Here is a 15,865-nt window from a genome sequence, read left to right on the forward strand (position 1 = left end):
GCCTGACATGAACCCCTTAGCCCGCCTGGTCGATATTGTCTGCCAGCTGATGATGCGCCTGAGTGGCCTGATGATTGTCGCCATGATGGCCATCGTGCTGATCGATGTTATCACCCGCGCACTGTTCCGACTCACTGATGGCCGCCTCGATTTCACCTTCCTGGGGGGAATCGAGCTGGTCAGCTTTGCGCTGTTGTTTGCCATTCTCTATGCCCTGCCCTGGTGTGTCGATCGCTCTCAGGTTGTAGTTGATCTGTTCACCGAGCAACTGTCCGAGCGCAAGAAAACCGCGCTGGAAATGCTGTGCTTTGCCGGTTATACCCTGCTGGGCACCGGCATGAGCATTCGCTTCTGGCATGCTGTCGGCTCGGCCCACATGAGTGGTGAAACCACTCAGGATCTGATGCTGCCCATGTCATACATCTACGCCGCCACGCTGTTTGGCACCGTCATGCTGGCCCTGCGTTCATTGATGGTGTCCATTGACCGGGGCGCCAAAGTCATGGGGATCAAGTCATGAGCAGTGCAAGCATCGGTTTTATCTGTATCGGCTTGATGCTGGTCCTGCTGGCCATCCGCATCCCCATCGCCCTGACCATGGCAATCGCCGGCTTCGTTGGCTTTGCCTGGATCATCGCCTTCGACCCGGCCATGGCGATTCTGGAAAATGCGCCGTTTGAAACCCTGACCAACTACAACTTCAGCCCCATCCCCATGTTCATCTTCATGGGCGTATTGGCTTCCCGCTCGAAGATGTCAGACCAGCTATTTTCCGGCGCACGAGCCCTGTTCGGTGCCTGGCGCGGCGGTATTTCGCTGGCTGCACTGATGTCATGCGGTATTTTCTCGGCCATTTCCGGCTCATCCGTGGCCACCGCAGCAAGCATGTCCCGGGTCGCCTTACCGGAAATGCGCAAGCATGGCTATGCCGACTCACTGGCAACCGGTACGCTGGCAGCAGGCGGTACGCTGGGCATCATGATTCCGCCCTCGATCGCCCTGCTGCTGTATGCACTGATTACCGAGCAGTCCGTCGGTGACATGTTCATGGCCGGGCTGATCCCCGGTCTGCTGGGCCTGGTTCTCTATGCCGTTACGGTAACGATTATCGTGCGCCTCAATCCGGCACTGGCTCAACCGGGAGAAGCAACAACTCTGGCGCAGAAGCTGCTGGGACTGAAAGGCCTGCTGCCCTTCACCAGCGTCTTTGCCATCATCATCGGCGGTATCTACCTGGGTCTGTTTACCCCGACAGAAGCCGCCGCTGTTGGCGCCTTTTCCACGCTGATAATCGCCGTCAAGCGCGGCATGGGCTGGGCCGGCTTTATGGATGCCCTGCAGGAAACGCTGATCACCTCAGCCATGATTTTCTTCATGATCCTGGGGGCCGAGATCTTCGGTTTCTTCCTCAGCGTATCGCGCATCTCGTTTGAGCTGGTGGACTACGTCGACGCTCTCAACCTGTCGCCGTACATGATTCTGTTCGCCATCCTGCTGCTGTTCATGCTGCTCGGATGCGTTATGGACAGCATCGCCATGCTGCTGCTGACCGTGCCGGTGGTGTTCCCACTGGTCCAGGCCGCCGGTTTTGACCCCATCTGGTTTGGTGTGGTAGCGGTCATTACGGTCGAACTGGGGTTGATCACCCCGCCGGTAGGGATGAACGTGTTCGTCATCAAGGCATTCGCCAAGGATGTGTCCATCGGCAACATCTACAAAGGCGTGATGCCGTTCGTGATTTCGGATCTCGTCCGTCTGGCTCTGATCATCGCCTTCCCGGTGCTCGCACTGGGGCTGCTGTAACCTCGCGCCCGCCGCACGCAACAATGCCTGCGGCGGGCTCCTGCTTCCATTATATTCCGGGAGGTTTACCCCATGCTTTACCGGCACCCTGCTGACACCGCCGGCATCTCGACCTACGCACTCTACAAGGAAGAACCCTCACGGCAGGACCCGGAATTTTTTCATATCGAGGATATCAAGAGTCGAGCCCGACTGTTTGACTGGACCATCAATGTCCACAGTCACCCGCAAATGTACCAACTGGTATATGTACGCCAGGGGCAGGTACGCGTTCATCTCAATGGTCAGGAGCTGGAATTGAGCGGCCCCTGCCTGTTTACCTTGCCGCCCGGCGTGGTGCACGGCTTTGCCTTTGAACGCGACATCACGCTTGGCTATGTGATTACACTCTCACGCCTGTTGTTGCTCGACGAACGCTTCCAACGCAGCTTCCCCTTCCACAACGAGTTGATGCAGTCCGCACAGGTCATCCCGCTGGGTAACCACCCCAACGATCTGACCTTCATTAACCAGCTAACCGAAGAATTGACACGTGAATACCAGAACAACGCCACAGGGAAACAGCCCCTGTTCGAATGGTTGATGTATTCACTGCTGATAAAAATGGGCCGTCTGGTCAATGCCGGCAGTCAGCCCGCCACGGAAGACCGCTACGCCACACGCTATCGCAAGCTCTGTGAACTGATTGAGCAGCACTATCGCGAGCACCACCCCTGCCAGTTCTACGCCGACATTCTCTGCACGACACCCATCGGTCTGAACCGTGCCTGTCACGCCATGGCCGGAAAAAGTGTGGGCGAACTGCTGCAGGATCGTCTGGCACTGGAGGCGCAGCGCATGCTGATTTACTCCACCGTTCCCGTGGCGGTGATCGCCTATGACCTGGGCTTTTCCGATCCGGCCTACTTTTCTCGCTTCTTCAAGCGCCGCGTGGGCTCATCCCCGACCACCTTCCGCGAGCATCGCGATCAGGGATAAGCGCTCGATTACTTCCTGTCCCTAAGCCGATAGCTCAACTGCGCTCGAGTCATTCCCAGCATCTGAGCTGCGGCGGTAATATTGCCGTCGCAACGTTCCATTGCCGCCGTAATCAACAGGCCCTCGACCTCGCCCAAGGACGTATCCAGCACCGCGTTTCGACCACTGACAAAATCGCGCAGGCGCATCAAGGGGTCATCGCTCTCGACAGCATGCTCCGACGCTTCCGGTTCGGTCGCCTGCAACGGCGGTGTATTCGCTTCCTTACCATCACTTTCACGACGGCTTAACCGCTCATTTTCGCCCAACGACAGGTGGGTAAAGTCCAGCGTATCGCCATCTTCGGCAATAATCACGCCGCGCTCGATCAGGTTTTGCAGTTCACGAATATTGCCCGGAAAACGATAGGCCAGCAGCGTATTGACCAGGCGCGTAGTGAAACCGGTCAAGTGTCGGTTGTAACGCTTGCAGTAATGATCCAGAAAATAGCTCATCAGCAAAGGCAGATCTTCTCGACGTTCACGCAGAGGCGGCAAGTTGATCGGGAAAACATTCAGACGGTAAAACAGGTCCTCACGAAAACGACCCGCTTCCACTTCGTCGCGTAAATCCAGGTTGGTAGCCGCCACAATGCGCACATCCACCTTGACCGTTTTGCTGCCGCCCAAACGTTCCAGTTCGCCTTCCTGCAGAACACGCAGGATCTTGCCCTGTGCCGCCAGACTCAGGGTCGCGATTTCATCCAGAAACAGCGTGCCACCATGCGCTCGCTCAAAACGTCCGGCGCGCAATTTGTCGGCGCCGGTAAAAGCCCCTTTCTCAACACCAAACAGCTCGGCCTCAACCAAATTTTCAGGCAGCGTCGCACAGTTCAGCGATACCAATGGCCCACCCTTGCGCCGACTTTGCTGATGCAGGCTTTTAGCAAACAGCTCCTTGCCGACTCCGGACTCTCCGGTCAACAGAACGGTCGCTTCGGTCGGCGCCACCTTGGACAACAGCCGCGTTGCCGCCAGATAGGCGGGTGACCCCCCAACCATCAGGCTGTCATCCTCATGCTCATCCTGGGCATCGCGGGCATGAACACTGTCGACGGCATTAAACAGGTCCTGACCGCCATCTTCCCACAGCTCGGCTGCCTTGCCGACAATACGGCAGTGCTCATGACCACACGCCTTGCACTCGACTTCACGGTATACCACGCTGCGTCCCAGCAAAGCCGATGCATAGCCACTGGCGTAGCCGATCTGCATCCAGCAGGCCGCCTCGCTGCTGACACCGTAACGCGCCAGGTGCTCACTGGCCTCCAGCGAATTGTGCCACAGGAATTCACCCTGAAACCGGCCTCGGGCATTGTCGATTTCGATCTGGACCACTTCCACATCGACCATCCCTTTCAGCTTGTGCAAGCGCGGCCCGGCCGAGAACAGGCTGGCACCATCTCCCTTGGGCCAGAGTTCGCACACTCTCGCGGCATCACGCGCCCCGGCCTGCCACCCCATGCGCATGAACAGCTGCCGCGCCTGCTGATAACCCAGCTTCTCAATCAGTTCACGTCGAATACTGCCGAACACCTCGGCCTGCATGAACATGATGCGCTGCCCGGCCAGCCAAATATTACCGTCCCCCGAATCAAAGCTCAGGCTATCGGCCAGGTCTTCCGCCGAAGGCGTCCCCTCCGCATTGAACTGAAACCGCCGATCAACGAGAAACTGCTTGTTACGTTCACGGAAGCGACCCACAAACTCCGCCTCCAGTACCTTATCGCGATCATTAACCATAATAATTATATGTCTTTGAGTGCAGGATTTTATGCATGAAATTATAACAGCTGCTGAAAATCTATGATTTTTATCACCCCCTCCTTTCGTCTAACAGAGCGCTACACCCCGCATTAAAATGCGGCAAACCCCCGAACTAAAAAGTTGGCACGCTTATTGTATAAGCATTACTCGGACTTTATGACACCCTGATTAAATAAAGTTGTTGTTCGCTCAGCACAAACAACCTGTGAAAACGAAAATCGGAGCACTCGATAACCCGGTTATCGAAAATATGAATAGGGATGCACACTCTTTTTATAGACTCCGAAAACTGAGAGAAACGATGAACATGACACCCAACGCTTATAACAACCTGGAACTTCAGCCTCTCGCCGGTGAATGGCGCACGGGCAGCGGTGATCGCTCGCTCGTCGTCACCAACCCCTATAACGGTGACACCCTGCTGGACCTGCCCATGGCCACCCGTGACGACCTCGACGCGGCCTTTGCAGCGGCAGAGCGTGCTCAGACCGAATGGGCCTCACAGACACCGGCGGCACGCGCCGAAGTGCTGATGAACGTGGTGCGCATCTTTGATGAACGCCAGGAAGAGATCGTCAGCTGGCTGGTACGCGAGTCCGGCAGCACCCGCCTGAAGGCCACCATCGAGTGGGGCGCAGCTCGCGCCATCACCCTGGAAGCCGCCAGCATGCCCAGCCGCGTTCATGGTCGCATTCTGGAATCCTATGTCCCGGGCAAGGAAAGCCGTGCCTATCGCAAGCCCCTGGGCGTTGTCGGCATCATCAGCCCGTGGAACTTCCCGCTACACCTGACGCAACGCTCCCTGGCCCCGGCCCTGGCACTGGGTAATGCCGTCGTCATCAAACCCGCCAGCGATACCCCGGTAACCGGCGGCTTGCTGCTGGCCCGTATTTTTGAAGAGGCCGGCTTGCCGGCTGGTCTGCTGAGTGTTGTGGTCGGCCCCGGCTCTGAAATCGGCGATGCCTTCGTTGAGCACCCGGCACCGGCGCTGATCTCCTTTACCGGCTCTACCGAAGTCGGCCGTAATATCGGTCGTATTGCCAGCGGTGGCGACCATCTCAAGCACGTTGCATTGGAACTGGGCGGCAACAGTCCTTTCGTCGTCCTGGCCGACGCCGATCTCGAACAGGCCGTGAACGCGGCGGTTTTCGGCAAGTTCCTGCACAACGGCCAGATCTGCATGGCGATCAACCGCATCATCGTCGAAGCGCCACTGTACGCACAGTTCTGTGAGCGCTTTGCCGACCGCGTTCGCCAGCTCAAATGCGGCGATCCCAATCTGATGGAAACCGCTGTCGGCCCCGTGGCCAGCGCTCGGCAGCGGGAAGGCCTGCTCAAGAAGATCAGCACTGCAAAAAGCGAAGGCGCCAAGGTGCTGGTATCCGGTGATGTTCAGGGCAATGTCCTGCCGCCTCACGTGTTTGCCGATGTAACGGCTGACATGGAGATCGCTCGCGAAGAGATCTTCGGCCCGCTGGTTGGCATTCAATGTGCGGAAGATGCCGAACATGCCCTGACTCTGGCCAATATGAGCACCTACGGCCTGTCCAGTTCGGTCTTTACCGGCAGCCTGGAGCGCGGCGTTCAGTTCGCACAGCGCATCAAGGCCGGCATGACCCACATCAACGATATTCCGGTCAACGATGAGCCGAATGCGCCGTTCGGAGGCGAAAAGAACTCCGGTGTCGGACGCTTCAATGGCGACTGGGCGATCGACGAGTTCACCACTGATCACTGGATCACGGTGCAGCACACGCCGCGTCCGTATCCGTTCTAAGGCAAGGGAGAATAATATGAAAGCCCTGAAACGACAGTTCATGCGCCCCGTTATGCTGGGGGCCGCGCTTATCCTGGGTTCAGGCCAGGCATTGGCTGCAGATGACAGCCAGTGGGAAAGCGGAGAGCAGATCTACGCCAAGGTCTGTGGTCACTGCCACGAAGCCGGTGTCGGCCCGACCATCAAGGGTCGCAGCCTGCCGCCAAGTTATATCACGGCTATTGTTCGTCACGGCTTCCGCGCCATGCCGGCGTTCCGTGCCTCCTTCATTGATGACCAGGCACTGCAATCGGTGGCCGAATACATCAGCACCAGCCCCGCGCCCCAGAACGAGGAGTGAGTGCCATGAATCCGAAACGTCGCTCCTTTCTGAAGGGCGCCCTGGCTTCCGGTGCCGGCGGGCTGATACTGAGCCATTCCGGGCTGACTCAGGCCGCCATGGGCATCACGACCGGCAACTCGCCGGCCACACTGGTGCTGGCCGGCAATGCGGCTATTGAATCAAGCTTTGCAGCCGGTATCCAGGCCGCCCTGCCCGGAGAAGCCGTTACTCTGCTGCGTACCGACCACAGCAATCCGCTGACGGCCGTTACCGAAGCGCTGCACAGCGGTCAGCCCATACGCCTGATCGGCATGGTCGATGACGCTACCGGTGAACTGCTGACCACCCTGGCCCGACACGCCGGTGCACGCATGACCTGGTTGGGCCAGCACAGTGCCGACCCGCGCCAAACCCGCCACCAGGTCATCAACGATCGCGCCGCGCAAGGCTCGGCGCTGGCACTGGCCGAGCAGCTGCAACAGGAAGCCGCCGGTTTTCGTTTGAACGCAGAGCAGCCATTTGCCCGCAAGACGGCTCTGCAACTGGCCTCGGCACGCACCGGAGCCGCTTCCAGCCACTGGGCGGCCCACCTGGGTCATGCCCTGGCACGCCCCAGTGCGCCGGTCGATGCCGCGTATCTGCCGACCACAAGCAAGCGCCTTGAAGGCCGCTTTGTCTCTTTTGTAATCGAGGTTTGAAGCCATGAGTCAACAAACCAATGCCGTTCTGCCCCAGGGCGTAACCGCCAGTGATTTTGCAGCGGCCGTCAACAAGTTCCGCGCTCTGCTGGGTGAAGAAAACGTCCTGATCAAGGGCGATCAGCTGACCCCCTACACCAAGATCATGATGCCCCGCGATGTAGCGGAAAACACGCCTTCTGCCGCCGTCACGGCCACCACCGTTGAACAGGTGCAGGGTGTCGTCAAGATCTGTAACGAGTACAAGATCCCGGTCTGGACCATCTCGACCGGCAACAACTTCGGCTACGGCAGCGCCGCTCCGGGCCAGCGCGGCCAGGTCATCCTTGATCTGAAAAAGATGAATAAGATCATCAACATCGATCCGGACCTGTGCACGGCTCTGGTCGAGCCGGGTGTGACCTATCAGCAGCTGTACGATTACCTGGAAGAAAACAACATCCCGCTGATGCTGTCCTTCTCCGCTCCCTCCGCCATCGCAGGCCCGGTAGGCAATACCATGGACCGTGGTGTCGGCTACACCCCCTATGGCGAACACTTCCTGATGCAGTGCGGCATGGAAATGGTCATGGCCAACGGCGATGTCTACCGTACCGGCATGGGTGGCGTCGAAGGCGACAATGCCTGGCAGGTATTCAAGTGGGGCTATGGCCCGACACTGGATGGCATGTTTACTCAGGCCAACTATGGCATCTGCACCAAGATGGGCTTCTGGCTGATGCCCAAGCCGCCGGTCTCCAAGCCGTTCGAAATCCGTTTCGAGAACGATACCGATATCGCCGAGATCGTTGAATTCATTCGCCCGCTGCGTATCGCTCAGGTTATTCCGAACGCTGTCGTCATCGCCGGTTTGCTCTGGGAAGCCGCCACCTGCAACACCAGACGTGCCGAATACACCAGCGAACCGGGCGCAACCCCCGAGCATATCCTCAAGCAGATCCAGAAGGATAAAAAGCTGGGGGCCTGGAACCTGTATGCCTGCCTGTACGGTACCCAGGAACAGGTCGAGGTGAACTGGAACATTGTGCAGGGCGCTCTGAAACAGCTTGGCAAGGGCACACTGATCACCGAGAAAGAAGCCGGCGGCACCGAGCCGTTCGACTATCGTGCAAAACTGATGACCGGTGTTCCCAACCTGCAGGAATTCGGTCTGTACAACTGGCGTGGCGGCGGTGGCTCCATGTGGTTTGCCCCGGTCAGCCAGGCACGTGGCAGCGAGTGTGACAAACAGTACGCTCTGGCCAAGGATATTCTGAACAAGCATGGCCTGGACTACGTTGGCGAGTTCATTGTCGGCTGGCGCGATATGCATCACGTCATTGATGTCCTGTACGACCGTACCAACGATGAAGAACGTGCACGCGCCGAAGCCTGCTTTAACGAACTGCTGGACGAGTTCGAGAAGCGCGGTTACGCAGTCTATCGCGTTAACACCCAGTTCCAGGATCGCGTCGCCCAGAGCTACGGCACCACCAAACGCCGTGTCGAACACGCCATCAAGCGTGCGCTGGACCCGAACAACATTCTGGCACCCGGCAAATCCGGCATCGATCTGGAAAATGATTTCTGATCGTTGCGGATAAAACCGAAGAGGCTGCCCAGTGCGGCAGCCTCACGCAAATGACCAAGGTCTTTACAATTTTGAATATCTAAGTCTGCATATAAAAAAACAGATTAATAACAATCGAGAATATAAATTCTTGTCACCATAAGCCTTTTATAAAACCCTAAACAACAGGTTCCAATAACCACTTGTACATTTCAAACACGACCGGTGTTTAAAATGTGCAAGCCTGCGTCGGTATTTTCCATTCAAGCCACTCTCTGGATGCTGAATGATAGAGGAATCTTATGTTCCCCGATTACATTGAATTTTTAACGAGACCATTATGAAAACGATTCAAACACAGGTTGCCATTATCGGCGCAGGTCCTTCCGGTCTGCTGTTGGGTCAGCTGCTTGCACGCAAAGGCATCAGCAACATTATCCTCGAGCGCAAAACCGGTGATTACGTTCTCGGCCGCATCCGTGCAGGTATCCTGGAACAGGGCTTCGCTGATCTGGTACGTGAAGCCGGTGTTGCCGAGCGCATGGATGCAGAAGGTCACGTTCATGAAGGGGTCGAACTGGTTGTAAACGGCGAGCGCACCCGTATCGATCTGAAAGAACTGACCGGTGGCGACGTTGTAGTCTGCTACGGCCAGGTTGAAATCACCCAGGATCTGATGGAAGCCCGTCAGGCTGCCAGCCTGGAAACCTATTACGAAGCCGATAAGGTGCAGCCGCACGACGTCAAGAGCGACAAGCCTTACGTCACGTTCGAGCATCAGGGTGAAGAATATCGCCTGGACTGTGATTTTGTTGCCGGTTGCGACGGCTTCCACGGCGTTTCTCGTCAAACCATTCCGGAAGAAGTACGGACCGAGTTCGAACGCGTCTACCCGTTCGGCTGGCTGGGCATGCTGGCGGACACTCCGCCCTGCCACGATGAACTGATTTACGCCAAGAGTGAATACGGTTTCGCTCTGGCCAGCCAGCGCTCCGCGACCCGTTCACGCTACTACCTGCAGGTCCCGCTGACCGACAAGATCGAGGACTGGTCTGACGAAGCATTCTGGGACGAGCTGAAAAAACGCCTGCCCGCCGAAATTGCCGAAAACGTCGTCACCGGCCCGAGCATCGAGAAAAGTATTGCTCCGCTGCGCTCTTTCGTCTGCGAACCCATGCAATACGGCAACCTGTTCCTGGTTGGAGATGCCGCCCACATCGTGCCGCCGACCGGTGCCAAGGGGCTGAACCTGGCGGCCTCCGACGTGGCCACATTGTACAAGATCCTGACTCGCGTCTATGAAACCGGCGACCGCCGTTACATTGAGCAGTATTCCGATATCGCCCTGCGCCGCGTCTGGAATGGCGAGCGCTTCAGCTGGTGGATGACCAACATGATGCACGACTTCGGCGAAGAAGTGAGCAACGGCGGTATTGATGCCCAGATGTTCGGTCGCTTCATGAAGTCGGAGTTCAACTACTACCTGAATTCTGAAAACGGTCGCAAGGTCATTGCCGAGCAGTATGTTGGCCTGCCGTACGAAGATCTCAACGAGTACTGATCGAGCGCTCCTAGTCGGTCATTGCAAATCGCGCCCCTAACCGGGCGCGTTTTTTTGTGTTCGCTCCATAACAATCCATAACCCTAACCGAACGAAACAGACAACAATGAAAAAAACAGTTCTAGCCTCCGCTTTGGCCACCCTGCTGCCACTGACGGCCACTGCCGGCCATTACACTCCGGGCGTTGAAGCTATGCGCGCATCCATTGTTCCCGGACCCGGCGTCTACTATAAAGGCTATGCCGTTCACTATAAGGCCGATACCCACTCGGCCCTGCCGGCCAATAGCGAGGTGGAGGTCAACGCTCTGGCCAACCGCCTGATCTGGGTCACCGACACCCAGGTACTGGGTGGTGACTTGACGTTTGAAACCATTATTCCCGTCATTCATACCGACTTGAATATTGCCGACGGTGCCGTTGCCAGCCGTGAATGGGGTATCGGTGATATCTTTTTCGGTACCGTTCTGGGCTGGCACGGACAGGGCTGGGATGCCGTTGGCGGTGTGGGCGTCTGGACCGAAACCGGCCAGGACGACGAACCTGCCGATCCGGGACTGGGTTATACCGAGACCATGCTGACTCTGGGCGGCAATGTCTACCTCAATGACAACCAGGACCTGGCGTTCAGTGCGCTGTCGCGCTACTCCATCGCCGATGACAGCCGGGATGACGAGTTTCTTATCGAATGGGGCCTGAGCAAACAATTATCCAACGGCCTGGAACTGGGTCTGGTCGGCTACGACCGCTGGCAAGTTGAAGGAGGCGATGAACAGAAACATGCTGTTGGTGCATCCGCCGGTTATTTCTGGCCACAGAGCATGATGGGCCTGAACCTGGCAGCCTACAATGAATACGATGCCGACAGCGACTTTGAAGGCTATCAACTGCGCGCTACCTTGACCAAAGTGTTCTGATCCCGCCAGGTGCCGGTCGTCCTGCTCCGGCACCACCTCTTCCCGTTATTTGCTTATTCCATATTAGTCTTTGATTAATATTGATTCATATCAAAAAAGAATTAGCATAAACGTCTTCAATCGGGACCGCCTCCTCCCGCGACTTCAGTCCTGCGTACACCCAACGGAAGACACCATGAACAAAACCGAGAACCTGAGCGGCTTTGCCCTGCTTGCCCTGATTCTGACAGCCGGCGGCCTGGCGCTTGAGCCCGATATTTTTTTCCGCCTGCTGATCGGCCTTGGGTTCGGCTATGCCCTGACACGTGCCGCACTGGGCTTTGCCGGCAGTGTAAACCGCGCCTACCGCGCCGGGTCAACCAAACTGATGCGCAGCCTGATGCTGATGTTTACTGCCACGGCCATCGCATCCACAGCCTTTCTGTATAACCAGAACCCCAAAGATCTGGATCTGTGGGTTAACCCGATCAACGCCGGACTGGTGGTCGGTGGCATTCTTTTCGGCTTCGGCATGTCTTTTGCCAGCTGCTGTGCATCCGGTGTGCTGACCTATTTTTCCAGCAACCTGACACGCCCGGCCCTTATTCTGACCTGCTTTGGTGCCGGCGTGTTTCTCGGCTTTCCCCTGCAGTCTACCCAGACCTGGATTACCGATACGCTGATTTCAACCCAAACCTATGCCAACCAGGGGGTCTACCTGCCGGATCTGTTCCCGAACGACCCCATGCAAGGCTACTTTGGTGCCATCGTATTAACCGCGAGTCTGGCCGCTATCGTCAGCTGGCTGGCACATCGCTATGAACAGCGTCGCCGCCGTAACGACACCTATATCGGTGTGGCTGCCGAGCAGGCTCAGGCGGAGCAGAAGCCTCACAACCTGGGAGAACACCCCTTCTTCAGCCGCCAAACCTACGAGGCTCTGTTTGTCTCACGCTGGTCAATGACAACCGGCATCGCCGTCATCGTAATCCTGTTTACCCTGTTGATGGGCGTGACCGGTGCCGGCTGGGGTGCATCTGCACCATTCGGCTTCTGGTTTGGCCGCCTGCTGATCGCCCTGGGTGCCGATCCAGTCGCCATCGCCGAGTTTGCTCACCGCCCGGTTGAAATCTTCACCATGCCGTTCTTCAGCCACCCGGTAAACGTCCAGAACATTGGTATCATGCTGGGTTCTATCGTATCGCTGTTGCTGGCGGGCCGCTTCTTCAGCGGCATGTCAAAAATGCGCCTGAGTCTGAAAGAAGCGGTTCTGCTGATCATCGCCGGACTGGCCATGGGCCTGGGTACTCGTTTTGCCAACGGCTGTAACGTGGGTGCCCTGTTTACCCCGATTGCCAACTTCTCTCTGTCCGGCTGGATCTTCCTGGTGTTCATGGTGGCCGGCGGCGTGATCGGCAATGTCACCGGCAAGCGCCTGCAACAGGCTTAATCGCCGATTGAGAAAACAGCGCTTGAAAAACGGGCGCCGCACCCACATGATCTGTAATACCTATTACAGATCATGTGGAGTGACCGATGCCAACCCTGTTTGATCCCTTGCAGGCTGGTGCCCTGCAGTTGCGCAACCGTATCGTCATGGCCCCTTTGACCCGCTGCCGCGCGGAGAACGATCGTATTCCCGGTGAGCTGATGGTGGAATATTATCGCCAGCGCGCCAACGCGGGCCTGATCATCTCTGAAGCGACGGCTATTACGCCTCAGGCCGTTGGCTACCCGGATACACCAGGTATCTGGTCAGACGCACAGATCAATGGCTGGAAGAAAGTCACCGAGGCCGTCCATGCCGAAGGCGGCCTGATCGTCCTCCAGCTCTGGCATGTCGGACGCATCTCTCACCCCGACTATCTCAACGGCGAACAACCGGTTGCGCCCAGCGCCATCCGCCCCGCAGGGCATGTCAGTCTGATTCGCCCCAAAACAGACTATGTGACTCCCCGCGCGCTGGAAACCGACGAGATACCAGGCATTGTCGAAGCCTACCGCAAGGGCGCCGAAAACGCCCAGCGGGCCGGGTTTGACGGTGTCGAAATCCACGGTGCCAACGGTTATCTTCTGGAGCAGTTTCTGCTTGACGGCACCAACACCCGCACCGACCAATATGGCGGCTCGCTGGAAAACCGTGCACGATTGATGCTGGAGGTGACCGACGCCGTGTGCTCGGTCTGGGGCCCCGAACGCGTTGGCATGCACCTGTCCCCCCGCGCCGACTCACACGATGTCAGCGTCACCAACCGTGAAGAGACCTATGGTTATATCGCGGAACAGCTTGGCAAGCGTAAGCTGGCCTTTATCTGCACCCGTGAGCATGTCGCCGACGACAGTATCAGTCCCCTGCTGAAAGCACGCTTTGGCGGCGTCCATATCGCCAATGAAAACTTCACGTCCACGTCCGCCCAAGCCTGCGTGGCCGATGGCAAAGCGGAGGCCGTCGCCTTTGGCAAGCCTTACATCGCCACCCCTGATCTGGCGACTCGCATTGCCAAGGGAGCGGACTGGAACGAGCAGGATACCCGTACCTTTTACAGAGGCGGCGCCAGCGGCTACATTGACTATCCGATGCTGGACCAGAAAACTCCATAAGCAGGCAGGCGACAGGCGGCAGCTCTCGGAGCCTATCTGCCGACTGTCGCCACTTGTCAGAAAACCTTGGTCAGCGTCGCCCTGAAGGTAGTCCCTTCAAAATCACCACGAGCATGGTACTCGTCATACACCGCCACGTTCAGGCCGGTCATGATTTGCGGCCAGAAATAGCCGACCTCGGCACCTATGCCATGTCGTTGCTGATCACCGCCTTCCACCTGCCAATGGTCGTAACCCACCAGCCCCATTTCCAATCCGCTGGCCAGTTGTTTACTGAGGCTCCATTCAACGACCAGCTCATCTTCGATTCGACTGGTATCGGCAATGGAGTAACGGCTGAGCGCACTGAAAGACAGGTCCCTGGTGTCATTCAGGTAAACATTGCCGCCCAAAGTCAGCATGGTTTCGCTGTACCCCAGGCCAGGATCTGCCGGTTCATCATCCTGACCGGTTTCAGTCCATACTCCGATGCCGCCCACGGCATCCCAGCGCTCACCATGCCAGCCGAGCACGGTGCCCAGGAAAATATCGCCAATCCCCCACTCATCACTGCTGACGGCACCGCCCGCGATACTCAGGTCCGTATGAATCACGGGGATGATGGTTTCAAACGCCAGATTCGCGCCCAACACTTCCCGGTCGGTTACCCAAATCAGTCGGTTGGCCAGAGCACTGACCTTCACCTCACTGTCGGCCGGTAACGCAGCATTCTGATCCGCCGTGTAATGCAGCGCATACCCCTTGTAGTACACACCAGGCCCCGGCATGACGGAAGCACGCATGCCTTCTACGCCCAGTGGATAGTGTCCGGCCATGGCCGTCAGTGGAAAAAGCGACACCAGGGCCGATGTTATTATTTTTTTCATCTTGGCTACTCTTGGTTGGTACAGTGGTAAACAGCGGGCCCCGCCCTCTGCCTGTCAGCAAGGCAGAGGGCTATGCAAAGCCCGCGGGCGTGTTAACAGGATATTGCTCAGGTCAGAGCGGTCAGGAAGCGCTCGTTGAGCTGACGATCATGGTAGAAGATCGCCTTGCCCAGCTTGTCAGCATCCCAGGTGATCGGCGCGTGGTCCGGGTAGAAGTAGTCTCCGCCGCAGAACACCTCGTTGCGGTTGCCGGACGGATCAAAGAAGTAGATCGTCTGGCCATGGGTAATGCCGTGGCGGGTCGGCCCGATATCGATGGAGGTATCGGTCATGGAGATCAAGTCACCGGCACGCAGCACATCTTCCCAGGTTTCAAGGAAGAACGAGGCATGGTGAAACTTGCCCGGCTCAGGGTGATCGATAAAGGCGATGTCATGCGCCTTCATGCTGGTAGTCAGGAACTGTGCCACTCGCTTGCCGTCCGGCGTCATGATCTGTTCGCACAGGTCAAAGCCCAGCACCTCACGGAACAGGTCCAGGGTCTGGTCCAGCTCCGGGCCGTACAGCAGGCAGTGGTCAAACCGCTGCGCCTTCATGCCCTTGAGATCACGGGGCCAGGCTTCCGGGTTGTGATTGCCGACGCCGTAACGACCGGTCTGTTCCTTGTTGGCAAAGAGTTCAAAGTAATGCCCGGTCGGTGCCTGAAAGCGGATTCGGCGACCACAGCCCTTGAGTTCCTCGGCCGGGATCTCTTCAACGCCACAGCCGAACGCCAGCAACTCCCGGTTCAGGCGATCAACCACCTCCTCGTTCAGGCACTTGAAGCTCATGAAATCCATGCCGGCTTCATCGGCTTCTCGCAGCACCACCGAGAACTTGTCCACTTCGGTCCAGCCCTTCAGGTAGACACGGCCCTGCTCGTCGCGATCCGTTTCGATCAGCCCCATCAGCTCGACATAATGGTTAACCGCTTCTTCCAGATCCAGCACACGAATTTGTACATGTCCGGG

14 protein-coding genes are annotated in these 15,865 nt (G+C 57.6%); 11 read left to right on the top strand and 3 right to left on the bottom strand.

All coding sequences use genetic code 11. The annotated features are described in order from the left end of the window. Nucleotides 1-7 precede the first annotated feature (7 nt). The 3 genes from H1S06_RS04320 to H1S06_RS04330 all read left to right on the top strand — a co-directional run bounded on the left by H1S06_RS04320 (nucleotide 8) and on the right by H1S06_RS04330 (nucleotide 2,781). Complete coding sequence (locus H1S06_RS04320) at nucleotides 8-520, top strand: TRAP transporter small permease (protein WP_181737596.1); 513 nt, start codon at nucleotides 8-10, stop codon at nucleotides 518-520. Beyond that, nucleotides 517-1,803 (top strand): TRAP transporter large permease, encoded by a 1,287-nt coding sequence (locus tag H1S06_RS04325; protein WP_181737598.1) that lies wholly within the window; start codon nucleotides 517-519, stop codon nucleotides 1,801-1,803. Before H1S06_RS04320 ends, H1S06_RS04325 begins: the two co-directional genes overlap by 4 nt. A gap of 72 nt (nucleotides 1,804-1,875) precedes the next feature. Continuing rightward, nucleotides 1,876-2,781, top strand: coding sequence for a helix-turn-helix domain-containing protein (locus H1S06_RS04330; protein ID WP_181737600.1), 906 nt, complete (start codon nucleotides 1,876-1,878; stop codon nucleotides 2,779-2,781). Nucleotides 2,782-2,789: 8 nt separating this feature from the next. On the opposite strand, the gene H1S06_RS04335 is transcribed toward H1S06_RS04330, so the two are convergent. After that, the gene (locus tag H1S06_RS04335; RefSeq protein WP_181737602.1) at nucleotides 2,790-4,562 is read right to left on the bottom strand and encodes a sigma-54-dependent Fis family transcriptional regulator; all 1,773 of its coding nucleotides are present in this window, start codon (nucleotides 4,560-4,562) and stop codon (nucleotides 2,790-2,792) included. A gap of 325 nt (nucleotides 4,563-4,887) precedes the next feature. Between H1S06_RS04335 and H1S06_RS04340 the strand changes: the two genes are divergently transcribed. The 8 genes from H1S06_RS04340 (at nucleotide 4,888) to H1S06_RS04375 (ending at nucleotide 13,989) form a co-directional block, all read left to right on the top strand. Continuing rightward, nucleotides 4,888-6,363 (top strand): aldehyde dehydrogenase family protein, encoded by a 1,476-nt coding sequence (locus tag H1S06_RS04340; protein WP_181737604.1) that lies wholly within the window; start codon nucleotides 4,888-4,890, stop codon nucleotides 6,361-6,363. A 16-nt stretch (nucleotides 6,364-6,379) separates the two neighbouring features. Beyond that, nucleotides 6,380-6,703: a c-type cytochrome gene (locus tag H1S06_RS04345; protein WP_181737606.1), complete on the top strand. Its 324-nt coding sequence runs from the start codon at nucleotides 6,380-6,382 to the stop codon at nucleotides 6,701-6,703. A 5-nt stretch (nucleotides 6,704-6,708) separates the two neighbouring features. Then, nucleotides 6,709-7,383: a hypothetical protein gene (locus H1S06_RS04350; RefSeq protein ID WP_181737608.1), complete on the top strand. Its 675-nt coding sequence runs from the start codon at nucleotides 6,709-6,711 to the stop codon at nucleotides 7,381-7,383. Nucleotides 7,384-7,387: 4 nt separating this feature from the next. Next, a complete protein-coding gene (locus H1S06_RS04355; RefSeq protein WP_181737609.1) occupies nucleotides 7,388-8,953 on the top strand; it encodes an FAD-binding oxidoreductase in 1,566 nt (521 codons plus the stop codon). Between the two features lie 328 nt (nucleotides 8,954-9,281). Next, a complete protein-coding gene (gene pobA / locus H1S06_RS04360; RefSeq protein WP_328515310.1) occupies nucleotides 9,282-10,493 on the top strand; it encodes a 4-hydroxybenzoate 3-monooxygenase in 1,212 nt (403 codons plus the stop codon). Nucleotides 10,494-10,599: 106 nt separating this feature from the next. Beyond that, on the top strand, nucleotides 10,600-11,409 hold the full coding sequence (locus tag H1S06_RS04365; protein ID WP_181737613.1) for a SphA family protein: 810 nt from the start codon (nucleotides 10,600-10,602) through the stop codon (nucleotides 11,407-11,409). A gap of 175 nt (nucleotides 11,410-11,584) precedes the next feature. Continuing rightward, nucleotides 11,585-12,838 (top strand): YeeE/YedE family protein, encoded by a 1,254-nt coding sequence (locus H1S06_RS04370; protein WP_181737615.1) that lies wholly within the window; start codon nucleotides 11,585-11,587, stop codon nucleotides 12,836-12,838. Between the two features lie 86 nt (nucleotides 12,839-12,924). Beyond that, the gene (locus H1S06_RS04375; protein ID WP_181737617.1) at nucleotides 12,925-13,989 is read left to right on the top strand and encodes an alkene reductase; all 1,065 of its coding nucleotides are present in this window, start codon (nucleotides 12,925-12,927) and stop codon (nucleotides 13,987-13,989) included. Between the two features lie 56 nt (nucleotides 13,990-14,045). Here H1S06_RS04375 and H1S06_RS04380 read toward each other — a convergent pair whose 3' ends face one another. Both H1S06_RS04380 and H1S06_RS04385 read right to left on the bottom strand, forming a co-directional pair. Next, a complete protein-coding gene (locus H1S06_RS04380; RefSeq protein WP_181737619.1) occupies nucleotides 14,046-14,855 on the bottom strand; it encodes a SphA family protein in 810 nt (269 codons plus the stop codon). A 107-nt stretch (nucleotides 14,856-14,962) separates the two neighbouring features. Beyond that, on the bottom strand, nucleotides 14,963-15,865 hold a 903-nt coding region (locus H1S06_RS04385; protein ID WP_181737097.1), incomplete at its 5' end, for a catechol 2,3-dioxygenase.

This window comes from Marinobacterium marinum (genome assembly GCF_013868415.1).
Lineage (GTDB): Bacteria > Pseudomonadota > Gammaproteobacteria > Pseudomonadales > Balneatricaceae > Marinobacterium > Marinobacterium marinum.